This is a genomic window from Faecalibacterium hominis (ex Afrizal et al. 2022), assembly GCF_049545105.1.
Lineage (GTDB): Bacteria > Bacillota > Clostridia > Oscillospirales > Ruminococcaceae > Faecalibacterium > Faecalibacterium duncaniae.
On record NZ_CP186860.1, the window covers coordinates 2,738,221 to 2,754,307 of the forward strand.

The window sequence follows — 16,087 nt, forward strand, 5'->3', positions numbered from 1 at the left end:
ACTATGGAACATGACGACAGTCTCTGTCGGAATAAAAAAGCTGGAGGAACCGAACGAATGAGTCAAGGTCCGCGTCATATCAATACCGACCGCTCGCTGAACCGCCCCACGGAGCAGCGCCCCACGGAGGCTTCCGCCCTGCATCAGGTGTCGCTGTCCGGGCAGCCGGATTTCTTCCAGAACGAACAGCCCGCACCCCAGCGGCCGGACCCGCCCCGCCAGAGCGCGGGCGGCGGACGGGGCGGCAACGGCGGCAGTCGGCCGCCCCGGCACGCGGCCCCCGCTGATGCGCCCCGCCGCCGCAAAAAGAAGAAAAAGACCCCCGTGTGGCTGCCGATGGCCGTGACGCTGGCGGTGCTGGCCGTGATCTCGGGCGTGGTGGTCTACGCCGTGAACATGATGAACAAGGTGGAGGAGAACCTGAAGCCCGAGGAGAACGCGACCTCGCTGGTGGAGGAGATCCAGACGCTGGAGGAGTACAAGGGCGATGTGGTGAACATCCTTGTCTGCGGCATCGACTATGAGGAGGGCCGCGCCTACTCCTCGGATGGCAGCAACGACGGCATGACGGATATGATCCTGTACTGCCAGTTCGATATCAAGGGCGGTGCCCTGCGGATGCTGCAGATCCCCCGCAACAGCCTTGTTGCAACCCAGAACCGCAAGATCACCCTTTCCAACGGCAAGACCTACGCGGCCACCAACTATCAGATCAACTCGGTGGCCCTCTCCAACGGCGGCGACATTGCCGCGCTGGCGGAGGTCATCTATGATCAGTACAAGCTGCCCATCGACTACTATGTGACCATTGATATGCAGGCACTGGTGGAAATGGTGGACAACTTCGGCGGCATCGAGGTGTATATCCCCCACGATATGTCCTTTGCGGGCAGTGTCCTGAAGCAGGGCTACCGCAACCTGGACGGCGCATCGGCAGAGTTCTTTGTCCGCTGCCGCCATGGCCAGGGCTACGCCAACTCGGATATCGACCGCCTGAACATGCAGCGCTATTTCTATGCCGGCCTGTTCAAGCGGGTGCGCAGCATGGGCGTGACCGATGTCATTGCCCAGCTGCCCCTGATTTTCAACAACTATATCCACACGGATATGGATCTGACCACCATTGCCAAGATGCTGGTGTCCTTTACCCGCATCGACAGTGCGAACATCATGCTGGCCCAGACCCCTGTGTTCATGGGCGTGCCCAATGTGGGCAAGACCAGCAGCTTTGACGGATACTCCTGCGTGGTGCCGGATGCCGGTTCCATTGCAGAGCTGCTGAACACCTATTTCCGCAATTACACCGGCCCCGTGAGCGCCGAGGAAATGAACCTTGTGACCAACAACTGGCCCCACGGCACCGCTTCCACCAGCGCCAACGTCCAGTTCGTGGGACAGCTGGACAAGGAGTCCGATGATGCCATCCTGAGCGGCGATACCGACGTGGCGGGTGCGACCACCACCGACGGCCAGGCCGCAGGACAGTAACAAACCAGAGAGGAGACTTTTATGGAAAACAAGATCGACAGCAAGACCCTTGCCATTGAGATCGCAAAGATCCTGGACAAGAAAAAGGCCCAGGATGTCCGTGTGCTCAAAGTGGAGAGCCTGACCGTTCTGACCGATTACTTCGTCATTGCTTCCGGCACCTCCACCACCCAGGTGGGTGCTCTGGCCGACGAGGTGGAGTACGAGCTTTCTCAGAAGGGCATCGAGCCCTACACCACCGAGGGCTTCGACTCCAAGAACTGGGTGCTGCTGGATTATTCCAGCGTCATCGTGCACGTCTTTGTGCCCAACACCCGCACCTACTATGATCTGGAACATCTGTGGGCCGATGGTGAGCCCATGGATATCTCGGAGTATCTGACCCCGGAAAACAGTCTGTAAGCTTCCCTGCCTGCAAGGGCGGCTGCCGAATATGAGGAGTGATTGAAAGCTATGAAGTATGATTACAAGGCCGTTGAGGCCAAGTGGCAGAAGGTGTGGGAGGACGAAAAGACCTTCCATGTCGAGATCGACCACAAAAAGCCCAAGTTCTATGCGCTGGTGGAGTTCCCGTATCCCTCGGGTGCGGGCCTGCATGTGGGCCACCCCCGCAGCTATACTGCCCTGGATGTGGTCAGCCGCAAGCGCCGCCAGAACGGCTACAACGTGCTGTACCCCATGGGCTGGGATGCCTTCGGTCTGCCCACCGAGAACTTTGCCATGAAGAACCACATCCACCCGGCCATCGTCACCAAAAAGAATGTGGATCACTTCCGTGAGCAGCTCAAGGCGCTGGGCTTCTCCTTTGACTGGGATCGCGAGATCAACACCACCGACCCCGAGTACTACAAGTGGACCCAGTGGATCTTCCTGCAGCTGTACAAGCACGGCCTGGCCTACAAGAAGGAAATGAACGTCAACTGGTGTACCGGCTGCAAGTGCGTGCTGGCAAACGAGGAAGTTGTCAACGGCGTGTGCGAGCGCTGCGGCAGCGAGGTGGTGCACAAGGTCAAGAGCCAGTGGATGCTCAAAATCACCGCTTACGCCGACAAGCTGATCGACGGCCTGGATGGTCTGGATTACATCGAGCGCGTTGCCACCCAGCAGAAGAACTGGATCGGCCGCAGCCATGGTGCAGAGGTGAACTTCGGTACCACCGCAGGCGATACCCTGACGGTTTACACCACCCGCTGTGATACCCTGTTCGGCGCTACCTACATGGTCGTCTCCCCGGAGCACGCCATGGTCAAGGAGTGGCTGGAAAAGGGCCTGCTCAAGAATGCGGATGCCGTTACGGCCTATCAGGCAGAGGCTGCCCGCAAGAGCGATTTCGAGCGCAGTGAGCTGAACAAGGAAAAGACCGGCGTGAAGCTGGAGGGCGTGATGGGCATCAACCCCGTCAACGACAAGCAGATCCCCATCTTCATCTCCGACTATGTCCTGTCCACCTACGGCACCGGTGCCATCATGGCTGTGCCCGCCCACGATACCCGCGACTGGGAGTTCGCCAAGAAGTTCGGCCTGCCCATCATCGAGGTGGTCAAGGGCAATACCGAGTCCAATCTGGACGAGGCTGCCTTTACCGATGTTGCCACCGGCACGCTGGTCAACTCCGGCTTCCTGAACGGCCTGTCTGTGGCAGATGCCCAGAAAAAGATGATCGAGTGGCTGGAAGCCAATGGCAAGGGCTGCGATAAGGTGAACTACAAGCTGCGCGACTGGGTGTTCAGCCGTCAGCGCTACTGGGGCGAGCCGATTCCCATGGTCAAGTGTGAAAAGTGCGGCTGGCAGCCCCTGCCCGAGAGCAGCCTGCCCCTGACCCTGCCCGACATCACCGACTTTGAGCCGGGCCCCGATGGTGAGTCCCCGCTGGCCCGCCACACCGACTGGGTCAAGACCACCTGCCCCTGCTGCGGCGGCCCCGCCACCCGCGAGACCGACACCATGCCCCAGTGGGCCGGTTCCTCCTGGTATTTCCTGCGCTACATGGACCCCCACTGCAAGGACGCTCTGGCCTCCAAGGAGGCGCTGGAGTACTGGTCTCCCGTGGACTGGTACAACGGCGGTATGGAGCATACCACCCTGCATCTGCTGTACAGCCGTTTCTGGCACAAGTTCCTGTATGATATCGGCGTGGTGCCCACTGCCGAGCCTTACCAGAAGCGCACCGCCCACGGCATGATCCTGGGCCTGAACCCCCACAGCTTTGTCAACCTGCCCGCTGACGAGCAGGAGAAGCTGCTGAAGGAGTATGGCAGCCAGAAGGCCGCCGAAAAGGCACTGGAAGAGAAGTACGGCGAGATGGCACGCCATCCCATCGTCAAGATGTCCAAGAGCCTGGGCAACGTCATCAACCCCGACGAGGTGGTGGATCAGTACGGTGCCGACACCATGCGTCTGTATGAGATGTTCATGGGTGACTTTGAGCAGGCCGCACCCTGGCAGACCTCTGCCATTGCCGGCTGCAACCGCTTCCTCGACCGCGTGTGGGCGCTGTCCGACAAGCTGGTGGAGGGCGAGGGCTATCGCCCCGCCATCGAGACCCTGATGCACCAGACCATCAAGAAGGTGGGCGCTGACATTGAGAGCCTGAAGATGAACACTGCCATTGCCCAGCTGATGACGCTGGTCAACGCCCTGTACGACAACGGCGGCGCGACCAAGGCCGAGCTGGAGACCGTTGTTCAGCTGCTGAACCCGTTTGCTCCCCACATGACCGAGGAGCTGTGGGAGAAGCTGGGCCACAGCCACAATGAGCAGCTGGCCTACTACCCCTGGCCCCAGTACGAAGAGGCCAAGTGCGTGGAGAGCACCGTGGAGATCGCCGTGCAGGTGAACGGCAAGGTGAAGGCCCGCCTGAAGGTGGCTGCCGACATCGATGCTGCCGCCGCCATTGCCGCCGCCAAGGCTGACCCCGCTGTTGCCGCCGCTCTGGAGGGCAAGCAGGTCGTCAAGGAGATCTACGTCAAGGGCCGTCTGGTCAACCTGGCCGTGAAGGGCTGATCGCTCAAGCGCTTTGCCGGAGAGTTTTTTCAAAAAATCTTTCAAAAAAGGTTGACGAACGCATGAAAATGCGCTATACTGTCTACTGTTAGTTACCATGTAACAACGAAATTCCTGCCTCACGGTCCAAGGGAGGGAATAAGATGTCGGAAATTCGTGTTAAAGAGGGCGAGTCGCTGGAAAGCGCACTGCGTCGCTTCAAGCGCAGCACCGCTCGCAGCGGTGTGCTCGCAGAGGTTCGTAAGCGCGAGGCTTACGAGAAGCCGTCTGTTAAGCGCAAGAAGAAGTCCGAAGCAGCCCGCAAGCGCAAGTTCAAGTAATTAACTGCTTGAAATCGCACGTTGCTTTAGATTTCAAACGCGTTGCTAACGCCGATGTAGGAGAGCCTGAAACTCAGGCTCTCCTATTTTCATTTGCGAGACTGAGAGGGTTTTTATCATGCTGATTACCCCCGAATATGTATTCAAGGATGTGACCCACATCACGCCGGAGTGGCTGGCCCAAAAGGGCATCCGGGCGCTGGTGCTGGATATCGACAACACCCTGACCGCCGACCGCAGTCAGGAGCTGCCGGAAGAAGTGGCCGGGTGGCTGGAAGCCATGCGCAGGGCGGGCGTAAAGCTGACCATCGTTTCCAACGGTGCCGAAAAGAGGGTGCGCCCCTTTGCGGAAAAGCTGGGCCTTGCTTATCTTTACCGCAGTGCCAAGCCCCTGCCCTTTGCACTGGGAGTGGCCCGCCGCCGGATGCAGGTGAAGCGCAGGGAAATGGCCATGGTGGGCGACCAGCTCTATGCCGACCGGATGGCGGCGGCGCTCTATGGGATTCCGGGTCTGATGGTCATCCCCCGCGGGCCGGATCTCGGGGCACAGGTGGTGCTCAAGCGCAAGTGGGAGAAAAAACACTGGCAGGAATACTACGACCGGGGAGGTAAGACCCTGTGAGTGAGTGGAAAATTCGGTTCGGTACCGCAGGCACCAGCGACAGCTTTACGGCCATGGGGTATAAGAACAGTCTGGACATTCCGGCCTATACCGAAAAAATGGGGCTGGATGCCTTTGAATACCAGTGCGGCCATGGAGTCCGGCTGGGGCTGGACAAGGCCCGGCAGATGGCTGACGATGCCGCCGCCCGGGGGATTTTGTTCAGCGTCCACGCGCCTTACTATATCAGCGCCTCCAGCCTGGACGAGGAAAAGCGGCTGAACAGCGTGAACTATCTGCTCCAGAGCGCGGCGCTCTGCAGGGCGCTGGGCGGCAGGCGGGTCATCTTCCACTCCGGCAGCTGCGGCAGGCAGAGCCGGGAAGCTGCCCTGGAAAAAGCGCTGGACACCCTGAAACGGGCGCAGGACGCGCTGGATGAAGCGGGCTTTGCCGAGATCACCCTCTGCCCTGAGACGATGGGAAAGATCGGCCAGCTGGGCACGTTGGAGGAGGTGCTGGCTCTCTGCGGGGTGGACAGCCGCATCACCCCCTGCATCGACTTCGGCCACCTCAACGCCCGGACGCTGGGCGGCATCCGGTCCAAGGCGGATTATGCCGCTATCCTTGACCGCATCGGGGAGGCGCTGGGGGATGCGCGTGCCCGGCAGTTCCATGTCCACTTTTCCCGCATCGAGTATTCCAAGGGCGGTGAAAAGCGGCACTGGACCTTTGCCGAGACTCAGTTTGGCCCCGAACCCCAGCCCCTGATGGAGCTGCTGGCCGAGCGTGGGCTTGCACCTGTCATCATCTGTGAGAGCGCCGGTACGCAGGCAGAGGATGCACAGACGATGCAGAGAATGTATTGTGGATGAACTTTTTTCTGATTTTATCGTCTTTTTTGCTCAAACCCCTTGCCAAACCATGCGGGATTGAGTAAAATAAATAGAGATATGCGTTAAGCATCAATGAGATTTTACTAATGGAGGAATTCCTATGATTTCTGCAGGCGAGTTTCGCAACGGCGTGACCTTTGAGCAGGACGGCCAGGTTCTTCAGGTCGTTGAGTTCCAGCACGTGAAGCCCGGCAAGGGCGCTGCCTTTGTCCGCACCAAGACCAAGAACGTGATCACCGGCTCTGTGGTTGAGACCAGCTACAACCCGACCGCAAAGTTCCCTCAGGCTTTCATCGAGCGCAAGGACGTGACTTACAGCTATGAGGATGGCGATCTGTACCACTTCATGGACAACGAGACCTATGACGATATCCCCGTCAACGCTTCCGATGTGCCCGATAACTTCAAGTTCTGCAAGGAGAACGAGCCGTGCAAGCTGCTGAGCTATAAGGGCAAGGTCTTCAGCGTCGAGATCCCCAACTTTATCGAGCTGGAAGTCACCCAGACCGAGCCGGGTGTCAAGGGCAACACCGCCACCAACACCCTGAAGCCCGCTACTGTCGAGACCGGTGCTGAGATCCGCGTTCCTCTGTTCATCAACGAGGGCGACCACATCCGCATCGATACCCGCACCGGCGAGTATATGGAGCGCGTCTAATTTACCGACAGACCGGGCAGCGGGCAACCGTGTGCCCGGTTTTTGCTTCACAGGCTGAACCGTGCGGCGGAAAGTTTTCCGCTATGCCAAGGGCTCCCCTATTAGGGGAGCTGGCCGCGGAGCGGCCTGAGAGGTTATTTTAAATAGGAGGTCATTCTTATGAAGGAAAAGGCTGCATACCTGCGGGGCCTGATCGAGGGCCTGGGCATCGACGAGACCACCAAAGAGGGCAAGGTCATCAAGGCCATGAGCGAGCTGCTGGGCGAACTGGCAGAGGCTGTGGACGGCATCGATGAAGATGTGACCCGCGCCTACGACCAGATCAACGACCTGAGCGAGGAGCTGGAGGATCTGGAAGCCGACCTCTATGAGGACGATGAGGATGACGAGGAGCCCGAAGAAGAGGAAGAGGATACCGAAGAGGACGACAATGACGATGATATCGCCAGTGAGCCGTTCTATGAGGTGGCCTGCCCCAACTGCGGCGAGACCGTTTACGTCAGCGAGGACGACCTGGACGCGGGCGAAGCAAACTGCGCCCACTGCGGCGTGACCTTTGAGGTCGCGCTGGAGGATGAGGACGAGGAGCAGGAGGAAGGCCCCGTGCAGTACGAGGTGACCTGCCCCGCCTGTGGTCAGACCACTGTGTTTGAGGAGGACGACCTGCTGGATGGCGCACCCAAGTGCCCCGGCTGCGGCAAGCCCCTGGACTTTGAAGTGACCGAAGAGTAAAGCACAACAAAAAGGACCGTCTCCTCAGCGGGAGACGGTCCTTTTTTATGCCGTTCAGCGGGTCTCGTTTGCCTTCTGCAGCCAGATGCTGCCAATGTCCAGTGCGTTGTACAGGCCATTCTTGGTGGTCTGGCGGAACACGCGGGCCTCAGGGGCCAGGCTGTCGTTGGTGGAAAAGACCTGAATGTGTACCTTATCGGCCACATCCATGCCGCCCACGGATTTGGTGCTCAGGATCTGCATCCGCAGCACATAGGGGTCGGTCATACGGCCGTAATACAGCTCGTTGTCCTTACGGACGAGGGGCTTGCCTTTATAAGTCAGTTTCGGTGTAAATGGCATCGTGAAAGCCTCCCTATCGTTTGATACACTTTAGTATAACACATCTGGCAGGATGGATGCAAGCCGCAGGGGCCGTACAGGCAGATTTTTCTTTGCGGACAGTTTCTGCTTGACAAACCACGGGCAGATGTGATATCTTTGACCCAGAAGAACGGGTTTGCCTGCTGACGGAACGTTGTGGAGCACCACAGTGCAGACAGAACCGGGTTTTGTTACGCCGACCGTCTGGGCAGCCTTGCGCTATTGGTGCGCAAAGCTGCCCTTTTTGCATTTCAGGGAGGATTTGAGCATGAAGTCTGATATCGAGATCGCACAGGAAGCCAAAATGAAGCCCATCACCGAGATCGCTGCCTCGCTGGGCCTTGCCGATGAGGATGTGATCCCCTATGGCCGCTACAAGGCCAAGATCAATCACCGCCTCATCCACAAGGCATCCAAGCAGGGCAAGATGGTCCTGGTCACGGCCATCAGCCCCACCCCGGCAGGCGAGGGCAAAACCACCACCAGCGTGGGCCTGGCCGATGCCATGAACGCTCTGGGCAAAAAGACCATGCTCTGCCTGCGTGAGCCCAGCCTTGGCCCCGTGTTCGGTGTCAAGGGCGGCGCGGCCGGCGGCGGTTATGCCCAGGTGGTGCCCATGGAGGATATCAACCTCCACTTTACCGGTGACCTGCATGCCATCGGCACCGCAAACAACCTGCTGGCTGCCATGATCGACAACAGCATCCAGCAGGGCAACCCCCTGAACATCGATCCCCGCCGCATCACCTGGAAGCGCTGCATGGATATGAACGACCGCCAGCTCCGCTTTATCGTGGATGGTCTGGGCGGCAAGGTCAACGGTACCCCCCGTGAGGACGGCTTTGATATCACCGTTGCCAGCGAGGTCATGGCGATCTTCTGCCTGGCCACCAGCATCTCCGACCTGAAGGAGCGGCTGTCGAAGATCGTCTGCGCCTACACCTACGAAGGCAAGCCCGTCACGGCTGGCGACATCGGCGCCGCCGGTGCCATGACTGCACTGCTCAAGGATGCCCTTGACCCGAACCTCGTTCAGACGCTGGAAAACAACCCCGCCATCATCCACGGCGGCCCCTTTGCCAACATTGCCCACGGCTGCAACAGCGTCATGGCCACCAAGCTCAGCCTCTCGCTGGCCGATTACGTCATCACGGAGGCGGGCTTCGGTGCAGATCTGGGTGCCGAGAAGTTCCTGGATATCAAGTGCCGCTATGCCGGCATCGCCCCCAGCGCCTGCGTGCTGGTGGCCACTGTCCGTGCCCTCAAGAGCCACGGCGGCATTGCCAAGGCTGACCTGAACCAGCCGAATCTCGAGGCGGTCAAGGCTGGTGCCTCCAACCTTGTGCGCCACATCGACAACCTGAAGAACGGCTTTGGCCTGCCTGTGGTGGTGGCCATCAATGCCTTCCCCACCGACACCCCGGAGGAGCAGGCATACGTTGAGCAGGTCTGCGCCGAGCAGGGCGTGCCCTGCGTCCTGAGCGAGGTGTTCGCAAAGGGCGGCGAGGGCGGCAAGGCTCTGGCCGAGAAGGTGCTGGAGGTGCTGGAGGACCGTCCCATCCAGTACGTCTACCCGCTGGAGATGCCCCTGAAGCAGAAGGTGGAAGCCATCGCCAAAAAGATCTACCGTGCCGACGGTGTGAATTTCAGCGCCGCCGCTTCCAAGACGCTGGCCGAGCTGACCGAACTGGGCTACGGCGACCTGCCGGTCTGCATCGCCAAGACCCAGTACAGTTTCAGCGATAACGCCAAGCTGACGGGTGCGCCCACCGGCTTTACCATGGAGGTGCGGGAAGTCCGCCTTGCCGCCGGTGCCGGTTTCGTGGTGGTCATCTGCGGCAACATTATGACCATGCCCGGCCTGCCCAAGAAGCCCGCCGCCGTCAATATCGACGTGGATGCCGAAGGCAAAATCACAGGGCTGTTCTGATTGAAAAAATATGAAGTCCCATGTCCGCACCGTTAAGGTGCTGGGTATGGGACTTTTTAGCTCAACAAATCGGAAGCGGTGGAGAAAAAGATGAAAGCTTACCACATGAGTCAGACACTACAAGTTGGGGATAAATTAAAAGCTGGATACAAGAGAAATGAAATTCGTTGTAGAGAGGTTATCAGCACATTAGAACAATCTGAACAGTGTCTCGAAACAACGATTGCGTCGATGAAATTGCAAGGTGATGAATGGCGTGAATATGTAAAATGGTGTGTTGAAGGAATCTTTGAATTTGTAAGAGAAACCGAATTTTCTTTTCTTCCAAGCCGTTTAAATTGCAGCTACTATTTCGACAATATTGAATATTATAAAGTGTTATATGAAGCTGGCTGGGCTCAGAAATCGGAAGAAGAGAGAGCGCAAATTCGACTTTTTGAGGTTGACCTTGAAGAAGAGAAACCTACAAAATATGATATGCTTCTTTTCGATGAAGCTTTTGATGTTATGTTGAACACAAAAAATATAAAGGGTGTAGTAGAATGCGCCCGAAAATATTTTTCTGGAGAATGTAGCAATAACCCTGTTTGGGAAATTATGAGTGACAAACCGGCGATAGCAACAAAAGATATAACGGAAATCTTACTTGATTGCCTTGGCCGGGTCAAACAATGAAAACATTTAGTTTTATTGTTTGGCAAATCAAAATACCATTCTATGAAATCCCTGTGTTAGGCCACTCTCCCTTTTCTATATACAAATCAACTATAAGATGTTATGCAGAAATTATTCTGAGGCTGAAAGTTTCCAGTGATCTGGAAGAATACAAAAACTCTATTATCACGATGTGGAGCATCAGCCAGAAACGCTTCCGTCGTCTTTTGCGTCAGAGTGAGATACTTTACAAAAAGGGATAAATGTGGTATCCTAAACATAGGATAAGAAAGGTATTTGAGGTGGTCAATTTCGTGGCAGCCACACGCCGATGGTAACGACAAGGGCTTAGGCTCTGAGAGATGCAGGAGAACGCCACGCCTGCCAAATACCAATCGATGGGGAACGGTTTAGATGCCGTTCCCCGTTCCTGTTTCTATGACAAAACCGCCCTTCCAGTTTGATGCCGGAAGGGCGGTTTTTCTATCCGAATATTTAGTTTAAGCCGTCTGTTGGCCCACGGTGTGGGTGGCGAGATATTCCACCCAGGCGGGGTAGCCCTCGGGCTTGATGTGGATGCCGTCGGGTTGGGCGTATTCGGCTTTCAGGTCGCCGTTGTCGTCGGCAAGGGCTTCCCACAGGTTCAGAAAAGCGCAGTTCTTTTCCAGTGCAATGGCAGCCAGCTCATTGTTGATCTCGCACAGCCGCTCTTTGTACAGGCCGGGATGGCTGCTGCGCACCTCAGGCCGGACAGGCGTAATGGACTGCACGTAGATCTGCGTGTTGGGCAGGGCCTGGGAGATCATATCCAGCATGAGCCGGTAGTAGGTGAGGAAGCTGGAATAATCCCCGTCCCGGTTGAGCACGTTGGTGCCCAGCAGGATATACAGCACCGGGGGCTGCCGGGCTGTCAGCACCTCCATGGGGACCTCGGTGCCGCCATCGGAGCGCTTGCAGGTGGTGCCATTGACCACAACGCTGGGGCCTGCGCCCCGGTAGGCGCAGAAAGAGGCCTCCGGCAGGCCGCTGGAATAGATCTGCATCCCCTGCGTCAGGCTGTCGCCCAGAAAACAGACGTTGGCAAAATAGCTGCGGTCCACAGCGGTGGTGCGGTCCAGCGCGGCCAGCCGGAAATCCATGGCGGTGGATCCGGCAGAGGTGGTCTGCACGTTCAGCCGCCGCGCGGGCGTGTAGCTGATGGTGTTCCACTCGCTGCTCTGCAGCTCCTGCTGGAAGATGGTCGGGCCCTGCACGGCGGCAGGGCTCTGCTCCCGGTGGAGGTGCTTCCACAGCAGGCCTACGGCGCTGAGCAGGATGAGCAGCACCAGCAGCCCGGCAACGGCAAAAGTCCTGCGCCAGCGCTTGCGCAGGATGCGGCGGCGGTATTCCTGATAATCGGCCATAAAAACACCCGGCTTTCTTTGTGTTCGTTACCCTCATTATACAGCACCCGGCGGGGCCGTGCAAGTGGGCCGTGCTACTTTACGGCGGCAGATGCTTTGTGGTATAATCATCATGGTTTAGTATGAAATCCTGTCGGCGGCGGGTGCCGCTGGCGTAACTGAGAAAGCAGGAATCAAAATTTATGCTGCAAAACCCTGAATTGCATTATCTGGACAACGCCGCCACCACCATCGTGGCCCCGGAAGTGGCGGATGTCATCAACAAGGCCATGCGGGAGCACTGGGCCAACCCGTCCAGCCTGTATGCCCCCGGTGCCCGGAGCGAGGAAGCCCTGAATGCTGCCCGCGCCGCCGTGGCCCGCACCCTGGGCTGCAAGAGCCGGGAGCTCTATTTTACCTCCTGCGGCAGCGAGAGTAACAACATGGCCCTGCTGGGCGCGGCCCTGACCCGCAGGTTCGGCAAGGGCATCGTGGTGTCCGGTTTTGAGCACCCCAGTGTGCAGAAGCCGCTGGAGCGTCTGGCCGCCATGGGCTATGATGTGACCGTGGTGGACCCCGGCCCGGACGGCACGCTGGACATCGACCGGATGCTGGACCATGTGGACAAAAACACCATCCTTGTGGCCTGCATGATGGTCAACAATGAGGTCGGCACCCGGAACGATGTGGAGCGTCTGGCCGCCGAGGTCAAGCGCCGCAACAGCCGCACCATCGTTCATGTGGATGCCGTGCAGGCCTGGATGCGGGTGCCCATCAAGCTGGCGAACATCGACACGCTGGCTGTCAGCGGCCACAAGATCCACGCACCCAAGGGCATTGGTGCGCTCTACCTGAGCGACAGCCTGTATCAGGCGTTCCAGGCTCCCTATCTGGGCGGCGAGCAGGAGCGGGAGAAGCGCCCCGGCACCGAGAACCTGCCCTATGCGCTGGGCCTTGCTGCCGCGGCCACCCGCCTGAACAAGACCATGAAGAGCCGGGATACTGCTGTGCGCGCCCTGAACCAGCGCCTGCGGGAGGGGCTGAAAGCCTTCCCGGAGGTGGTCATCAACAGCCCGGACAATGCGGTGCCCGAGGTGCTGAACTTCAGCGAGAACTGCATCAAGAGCGAGACCATGCTGGCCCATCTGGCGCAGCAGCAGGTCTATGTCTCCTCGGCCAGTGCCTGCGGCCGGGGCCAGCCCAGCCATACCCTTGCCGCTATGGGCAGGGACCCGCTGGCCATTGATACGGCCATCCGCGTGTCCTTCTGTGCGGACAACACCCCCGAGGATGTGGACGCGTTCCTCAACGCCTTCGAGGACGGAATGAAGCACTTACAGAGAATCAAAAAGTAAAAAAGGAAAGCATCCTCACCCTCTCAGGCCGCTCCGCGTCCAGCTCCCCCAAAGGGGGAGCTCTTGACAAAACCGGAAACTTTGCGTGGAATGCCAAGGCCTCCCACTTTGGGGGAGGTGGCAGCGCGTCAGCGCTGACGGAGAGGGTGAGCCAGCTATAATTAAGGAGAACTCTATGCGTGAAATTATTATGGGCTATCAGGGCGAGATGTCCCTGAAGGGCCTGAACCGCAACCAGTTTGAGTCGGCCATGATGAAAATCCTGCGCTACCGGCTCAAGACCGTGGGCAAGTTCAAGGTGTACTGCACCCAGTCTACCTTTTATATGGAACCCGAGGAAGAGGACGTGGACATGGATCTGGCCTTTGACCGGGTGCGCACTGTGTTCGGTCTGGCGGCGCTGAGCCGTGCCGTGGTCTGCGAAAAGGACTTTGATACCATCTGCCGGACTGCGGAGGAGTATCTGGGCGACAGCCTGCACGGCATCAAGACCTTCAAGGTGGAGGCCCGCCGTTCGGATAAGACCTACCCCATGACCAGCCCTGAGTTGATGCGGGAGCTGGGCGCTTACCTGCTGGGGCTGCACAACTACCTGCGGGTGGATGTGAAGAACCCCCAGTTCAAGGTCATTGTGGAGATTCGCGATTACGGTGCGTATATTCATGGCCCGAAAATACCCGGAGAGGGTGGCCTGCCCGTGGGTACCTCCGGCCGTGCCCTGAATATGCTCTCCGGCGGCATCGACAGCCCGGTGGCTGCTTACCGGATGGCAAAGCGCGGTCTGGCCCTGGATCACATCCATTTTGCGTCCCCTCCGTATACTTCCGAGCGCGCAAAACTGAAAGTTAAAGCTCTGGCCCAGAAGATCACCCCTTATACCGGCAGCTCCAACCTGTTTGTGGTGCCCTACACCAAGCCGCAGGAGTATATCCGGGACAACGCTCCCGATGTGCTGTTCACGGTGCTGATGCGCCGCAGCATGATGCGCATTGCCAATCGGATTGCCACCAGACAGGGCTGCGAGGCCCTCATCACCGGCGAGAGTCTGGCTCAGGTGGCAAGCCAGACCGTCAAGGCCCTGCAGTGCACCGATGCCGCCCAGGATCTGCCCATCCTGCGCCCGCTGATCGGCATGGACAAGACCGAGATCATCGAGACCTCCCGCCACATTGGCACCTACGAGACCAGCATCCTGCCCTATGAGGACTGCTGCACCATCTTCACCCCGCCGCACCCGAAGATCCGCCCCGAGCTGGCAGAGATCCTGGAGGCCGAAGCCGCCATGCCCGGTCTGGCAGAGCTGGAGGCCGAGGCTGCTGAGAACACCGAGCGGATCCGCATCCGCATTACGGACGAGATCGAGTTTGAGGGGTGAGCGGCATGACAGCGGAGATCATCAGTGTGGGCACCGAGCTGCTGCTCGGCAACATCCTCAACACCAACGCCCAGTACCTGAGCCGGGAGCTTGCTGAGCTGGGCATTACGGTCCAGCGGGAGAGCACCATCGGCGACAATCAGGGGCGGCTGGCGGACTTTGTCAACGAGGCAAAGAACCGCTGTGACCTGCTGGTGTTCACCGGCGGTCTGGGCCCCACGGCAGATGACCTGACCAAGGAGACTGTTGCCGCCTGCTATGGCGATACGCTGGTCTTTGACGAGAGCGAATGGGAGAAGATCACCGGTTATTTTGCCCGCTCCGGCCGGGTGACCACCCCCAACAACCGCAAGCAGGCCATGGTGCCTGTAAAGGGGCATAAGATCATCAACCACCACGGCACCGCCCCCGGTGCATGGTTTGAGCAGGAGGGCCGCTGTGCTGTCCTGATGCCGGGCGTGCCCAGTGAGATGAAGGCCATGTGGAACGAGAGCGTCCGCCCCCTGCTGATGATGCGTCAGAACTGCACCCTGCACTCTGTCACCCTGCGGGTGTTGGGCGGCGAGAGCAGCCTGGAATATCAGGTGCGTGATCTGCTGGAAAACGCCAACCCGACTGCCGCTATCTACTGCAAGACCGGTGAGTGCGAGATCCGCATCACTGCCCGGGCTGCTTCCGATGCGGAAGGCGAAAAAATGTGCCGGGAATATGCCAAAAAGTTCTATGATCTGCTGGGCGATGCGGTGTATGATGAGGATGTGGCCGGGCTGGAGGAGACACTGGTGCGCACCTTAAAGGAAAAGGGGCTCACAATCTCCACCGCCGAGAGCTGCACCGGCGGGCTGATCGCACAGCGCATCACCTCGGTGCCGGGCTCCAGTGAAGTGTTCGGCTACGGCTTTGTGACCTATTGGGAGGCCGCCAAGGCCAGGCTGGTGGGCGTGGAACCGGATGTCATTGCAAAGTACAATGTGGTGTCGGCCCCTGTGGCTGCCCAGATGGCGCTGGGGGCCGCACAGGCCGCCGGTGCTGAGATCGGCATCAGCGTGACCGGTGTGGCCGGGCCGACCGGCGGAGATGCCCTTCGCCCGGTGGGCACGGTGTATCTGGGCGCGGCCCGGGGTGAGACGGTGTATGTGAAAAAGCTGTCCGTCTCCCGGCCCGACCGTGCATTGGTGCGTGCCCGCGCCGCGCAGGCCGCCCTGGAGCTGGCCCTGCGGCTGGCACAGGGAAAAGTTCCCGCAGGCACAGAGCCCCTTGCTCGGGACGCACAGCACAGCGCCGAAGCGCTGGACAAGCTGAACGAGGTGTTCCTGGGCCACTAAAAGGCAGG

15 protein-coding genes and 1 riboswitch are annotated in these 16,087 nt (G+C 58.9%); of the genes, 13 read left to right on the forward strand and 2 right to left on the reverse strand.

The genetic code is table 11. The annotated features are described in order from the left end of the window. The first annotated feature begins 57 nt into the window (after positions 1-57). From ACKXGA_RS13125 to ACKXGA_RS13160, 8 genes are all read left to right on the forward strand, one after another. A complete protein-coding gene (locus ACKXGA_RS13125; RefSeq protein ID WP_423729668.1) occupies positions 58-1,488 on the forward strand; it encodes an LCP family protein in 1,431 nt (476 codons plus the stop codon). Positions 1,489-1,509: 21 nt separating this feature from the next. Beyond that, complete coding sequence (rsfS, locus tag ACKXGA_RS13130) at positions 1,510-1,890, forward strand: ribosome silencing factor (RefSeq protein ID WP_117533527.1); 381 nt, start codon at positions 1,510-1,512, stop codon at positions 1,888-1,890. 51 nt (positions 1,891-1,941) lie between these two features. After that, entirely contained in the window at positions 1,942-4,491 is a 2,550-nt protein-coding gene (leuS, locus tag ACKXGA_RS13135) for a leucine--tRNA ligase (RefSeq protein WP_097770835.1), read from the forward strand. Between the two features lie 143 nt (positions 4,492-4,634). Then, positions 4,635-4,811 carry a 30S ribosomal protein S21 gene (rpsU, locus tag ACKXGA_RS13140; protein ID WP_005928271.1) on the forward strand — a complete coding sequence of 59 codons (177 nt, stop codon included), beginning with the start codon at positions 4,635-4,637 and terminating at the stop codon, positions 4,809-4,811. Positions 4,812-4,929: 118 nt separating this feature from the next. Next, positions 4,930-5,433 carry a YqeG family HAD IIIA-type phosphatase gene (locus ACKXGA_RS13145; RefSeq protein WP_035394104.1) on the forward strand — a complete coding sequence of 168 codons (504 nt, stop codon included), beginning with the start codon at positions 4,930-4,932 and terminating at the stop codon, positions 5,431-5,433. Then, positions 5,430-6,284, forward strand: a complete 855-nt coding sequence (locus ACKXGA_RS13150) for a TIM barrel protein (RefSeq protein ID WP_423729669.1) — start codon at positions 5,430-5,432, stop codon at positions 6,282-6,284. The genes ACKXGA_RS13145 and ACKXGA_RS13150 overlap by 4 nt, the downstream gene beginning before the upstream one ends. Positions 6,285-6,405: 121 nt before the next feature. Beyond that, positions 6,406-6,963: an elongation factor P gene (efp, locus tag ACKXGA_RS13155; RefSeq protein ID WP_005932902.1), complete on the forward strand. Its 558-nt coding sequence runs from the start codon at positions 6,406-6,408 to the stop codon at positions 6,961-6,963. Between the two features lie 159 nt (positions 6,964-7,122). Continuing rightward, positions 7,123-7,695, forward strand: coding sequence for a CD1247 N-terminal domain-containing protein (locus tag ACKXGA_RS13160; protein ID WP_005932905.1), 573 nt, complete (start codon positions 7,123-7,125; stop codon positions 7,693-7,695). 54 nt (positions 7,696-7,749) lie between these two features. Here the strand turns inward: ACKXGA_RS13160 and ACKXGA_RS13165 are convergent, their stop codons facing one another. Beyond that, complete coding sequence (locus tag ACKXGA_RS13165) at positions 7,750-8,037, reverse strand: hypothetical protein (protein WP_005932907.1); 288 nt, start codon at positions 8,035-8,037, stop codon at positions 7,750-7,752. Between the two features lie 150 nt (positions 8,038-8,187). Beyond that, a riboswitch (ZMP/ZTP riboswitch) is annotated at positions 8,188-8,275 on the forward strand. A 51-nt stretch (positions 8,276-8,326) separates the two neighbouring features. On the opposite strand from ACKXGA_RS13165, the gene ACKXGA_RS13170 reads away from it, so the two are divergent. Together ACKXGA_RS13170 and ACKXGA_RS13175 are read left to right on the forward strand one after the other, a co-directional pair. Continuing rightward, a complete protein-coding gene (locus ACKXGA_RS13170; RefSeq protein WP_423729670.1) occupies positions 8,327-9,988 on the forward strand; it encodes a formate--tetrahydrofolate ligase in 1,662 nt (553 codons plus the stop codon). Between the two features lie 90 nt (positions 9,989-10,078). Then, a complete protein-coding gene (locus ACKXGA_RS13175; protein WP_097772658.1) occupies positions 10,079-10,663 on the forward strand; it encodes a hypothetical protein in 585 nt (194 codons plus the stop codon). A gap of 479 nt (positions 10,664-11,142) precedes the next feature. Here the strand turns inward: ACKXGA_RS13175 and ACKXGA_RS13180 are convergent, their stop codons facing one another. After that, a complete protein-coding gene (locus tag ACKXGA_RS13180; RefSeq protein ID WP_242888446.1) occupies positions 11,143-12,045 on the reverse strand; it encodes a GDSL-type esterase/lipase family protein in 903 nt (300 codons plus the stop codon). Between the two features lie 182 nt (positions 12,046-12,227). On the opposite strand from ACKXGA_RS13180, the gene ACKXGA_RS13185 reads away from it, so the two are divergent. From ACKXGA_RS13185 to ACKXGA_RS13195, 3 genes are all read left to right on the forward strand, one after another. Beyond that, positions 12,228-13,379, forward strand: a complete 1,152-nt coding sequence (locus ACKXGA_RS13185; RefSeq protein ID WP_423729671.1) for a cysteine desulfurase family protein — start codon at positions 12,228-12,230, stop codon at positions 13,377-13,379. Between the two features lie 175 nt (positions 13,380-13,554). Beyond that, complete coding sequence (thiI, locus tag ACKXGA_RS13190) at positions 13,555-14,754, forward strand: tRNA uracil 4-sulfurtransferase ThiI (RefSeq protein ID WP_005932913.1); 1,200 nt, start codon at positions 13,555-13,557, stop codon at positions 14,752-14,754. A 5-nt stretch (positions 14,755-14,759) separates the two neighbouring features. Then, positions 14,760-16,079, forward strand: a complete 1,320-nt coding sequence (locus tag ACKXGA_RS13195; protein WP_423729672.1) for a competence/damage-inducible protein A — start codon at positions 14,760-14,762, stop codon at positions 16,077-16,079. The last annotated feature ends 8 nt before the right edge of the window (positions 16,080-16,087 follow it).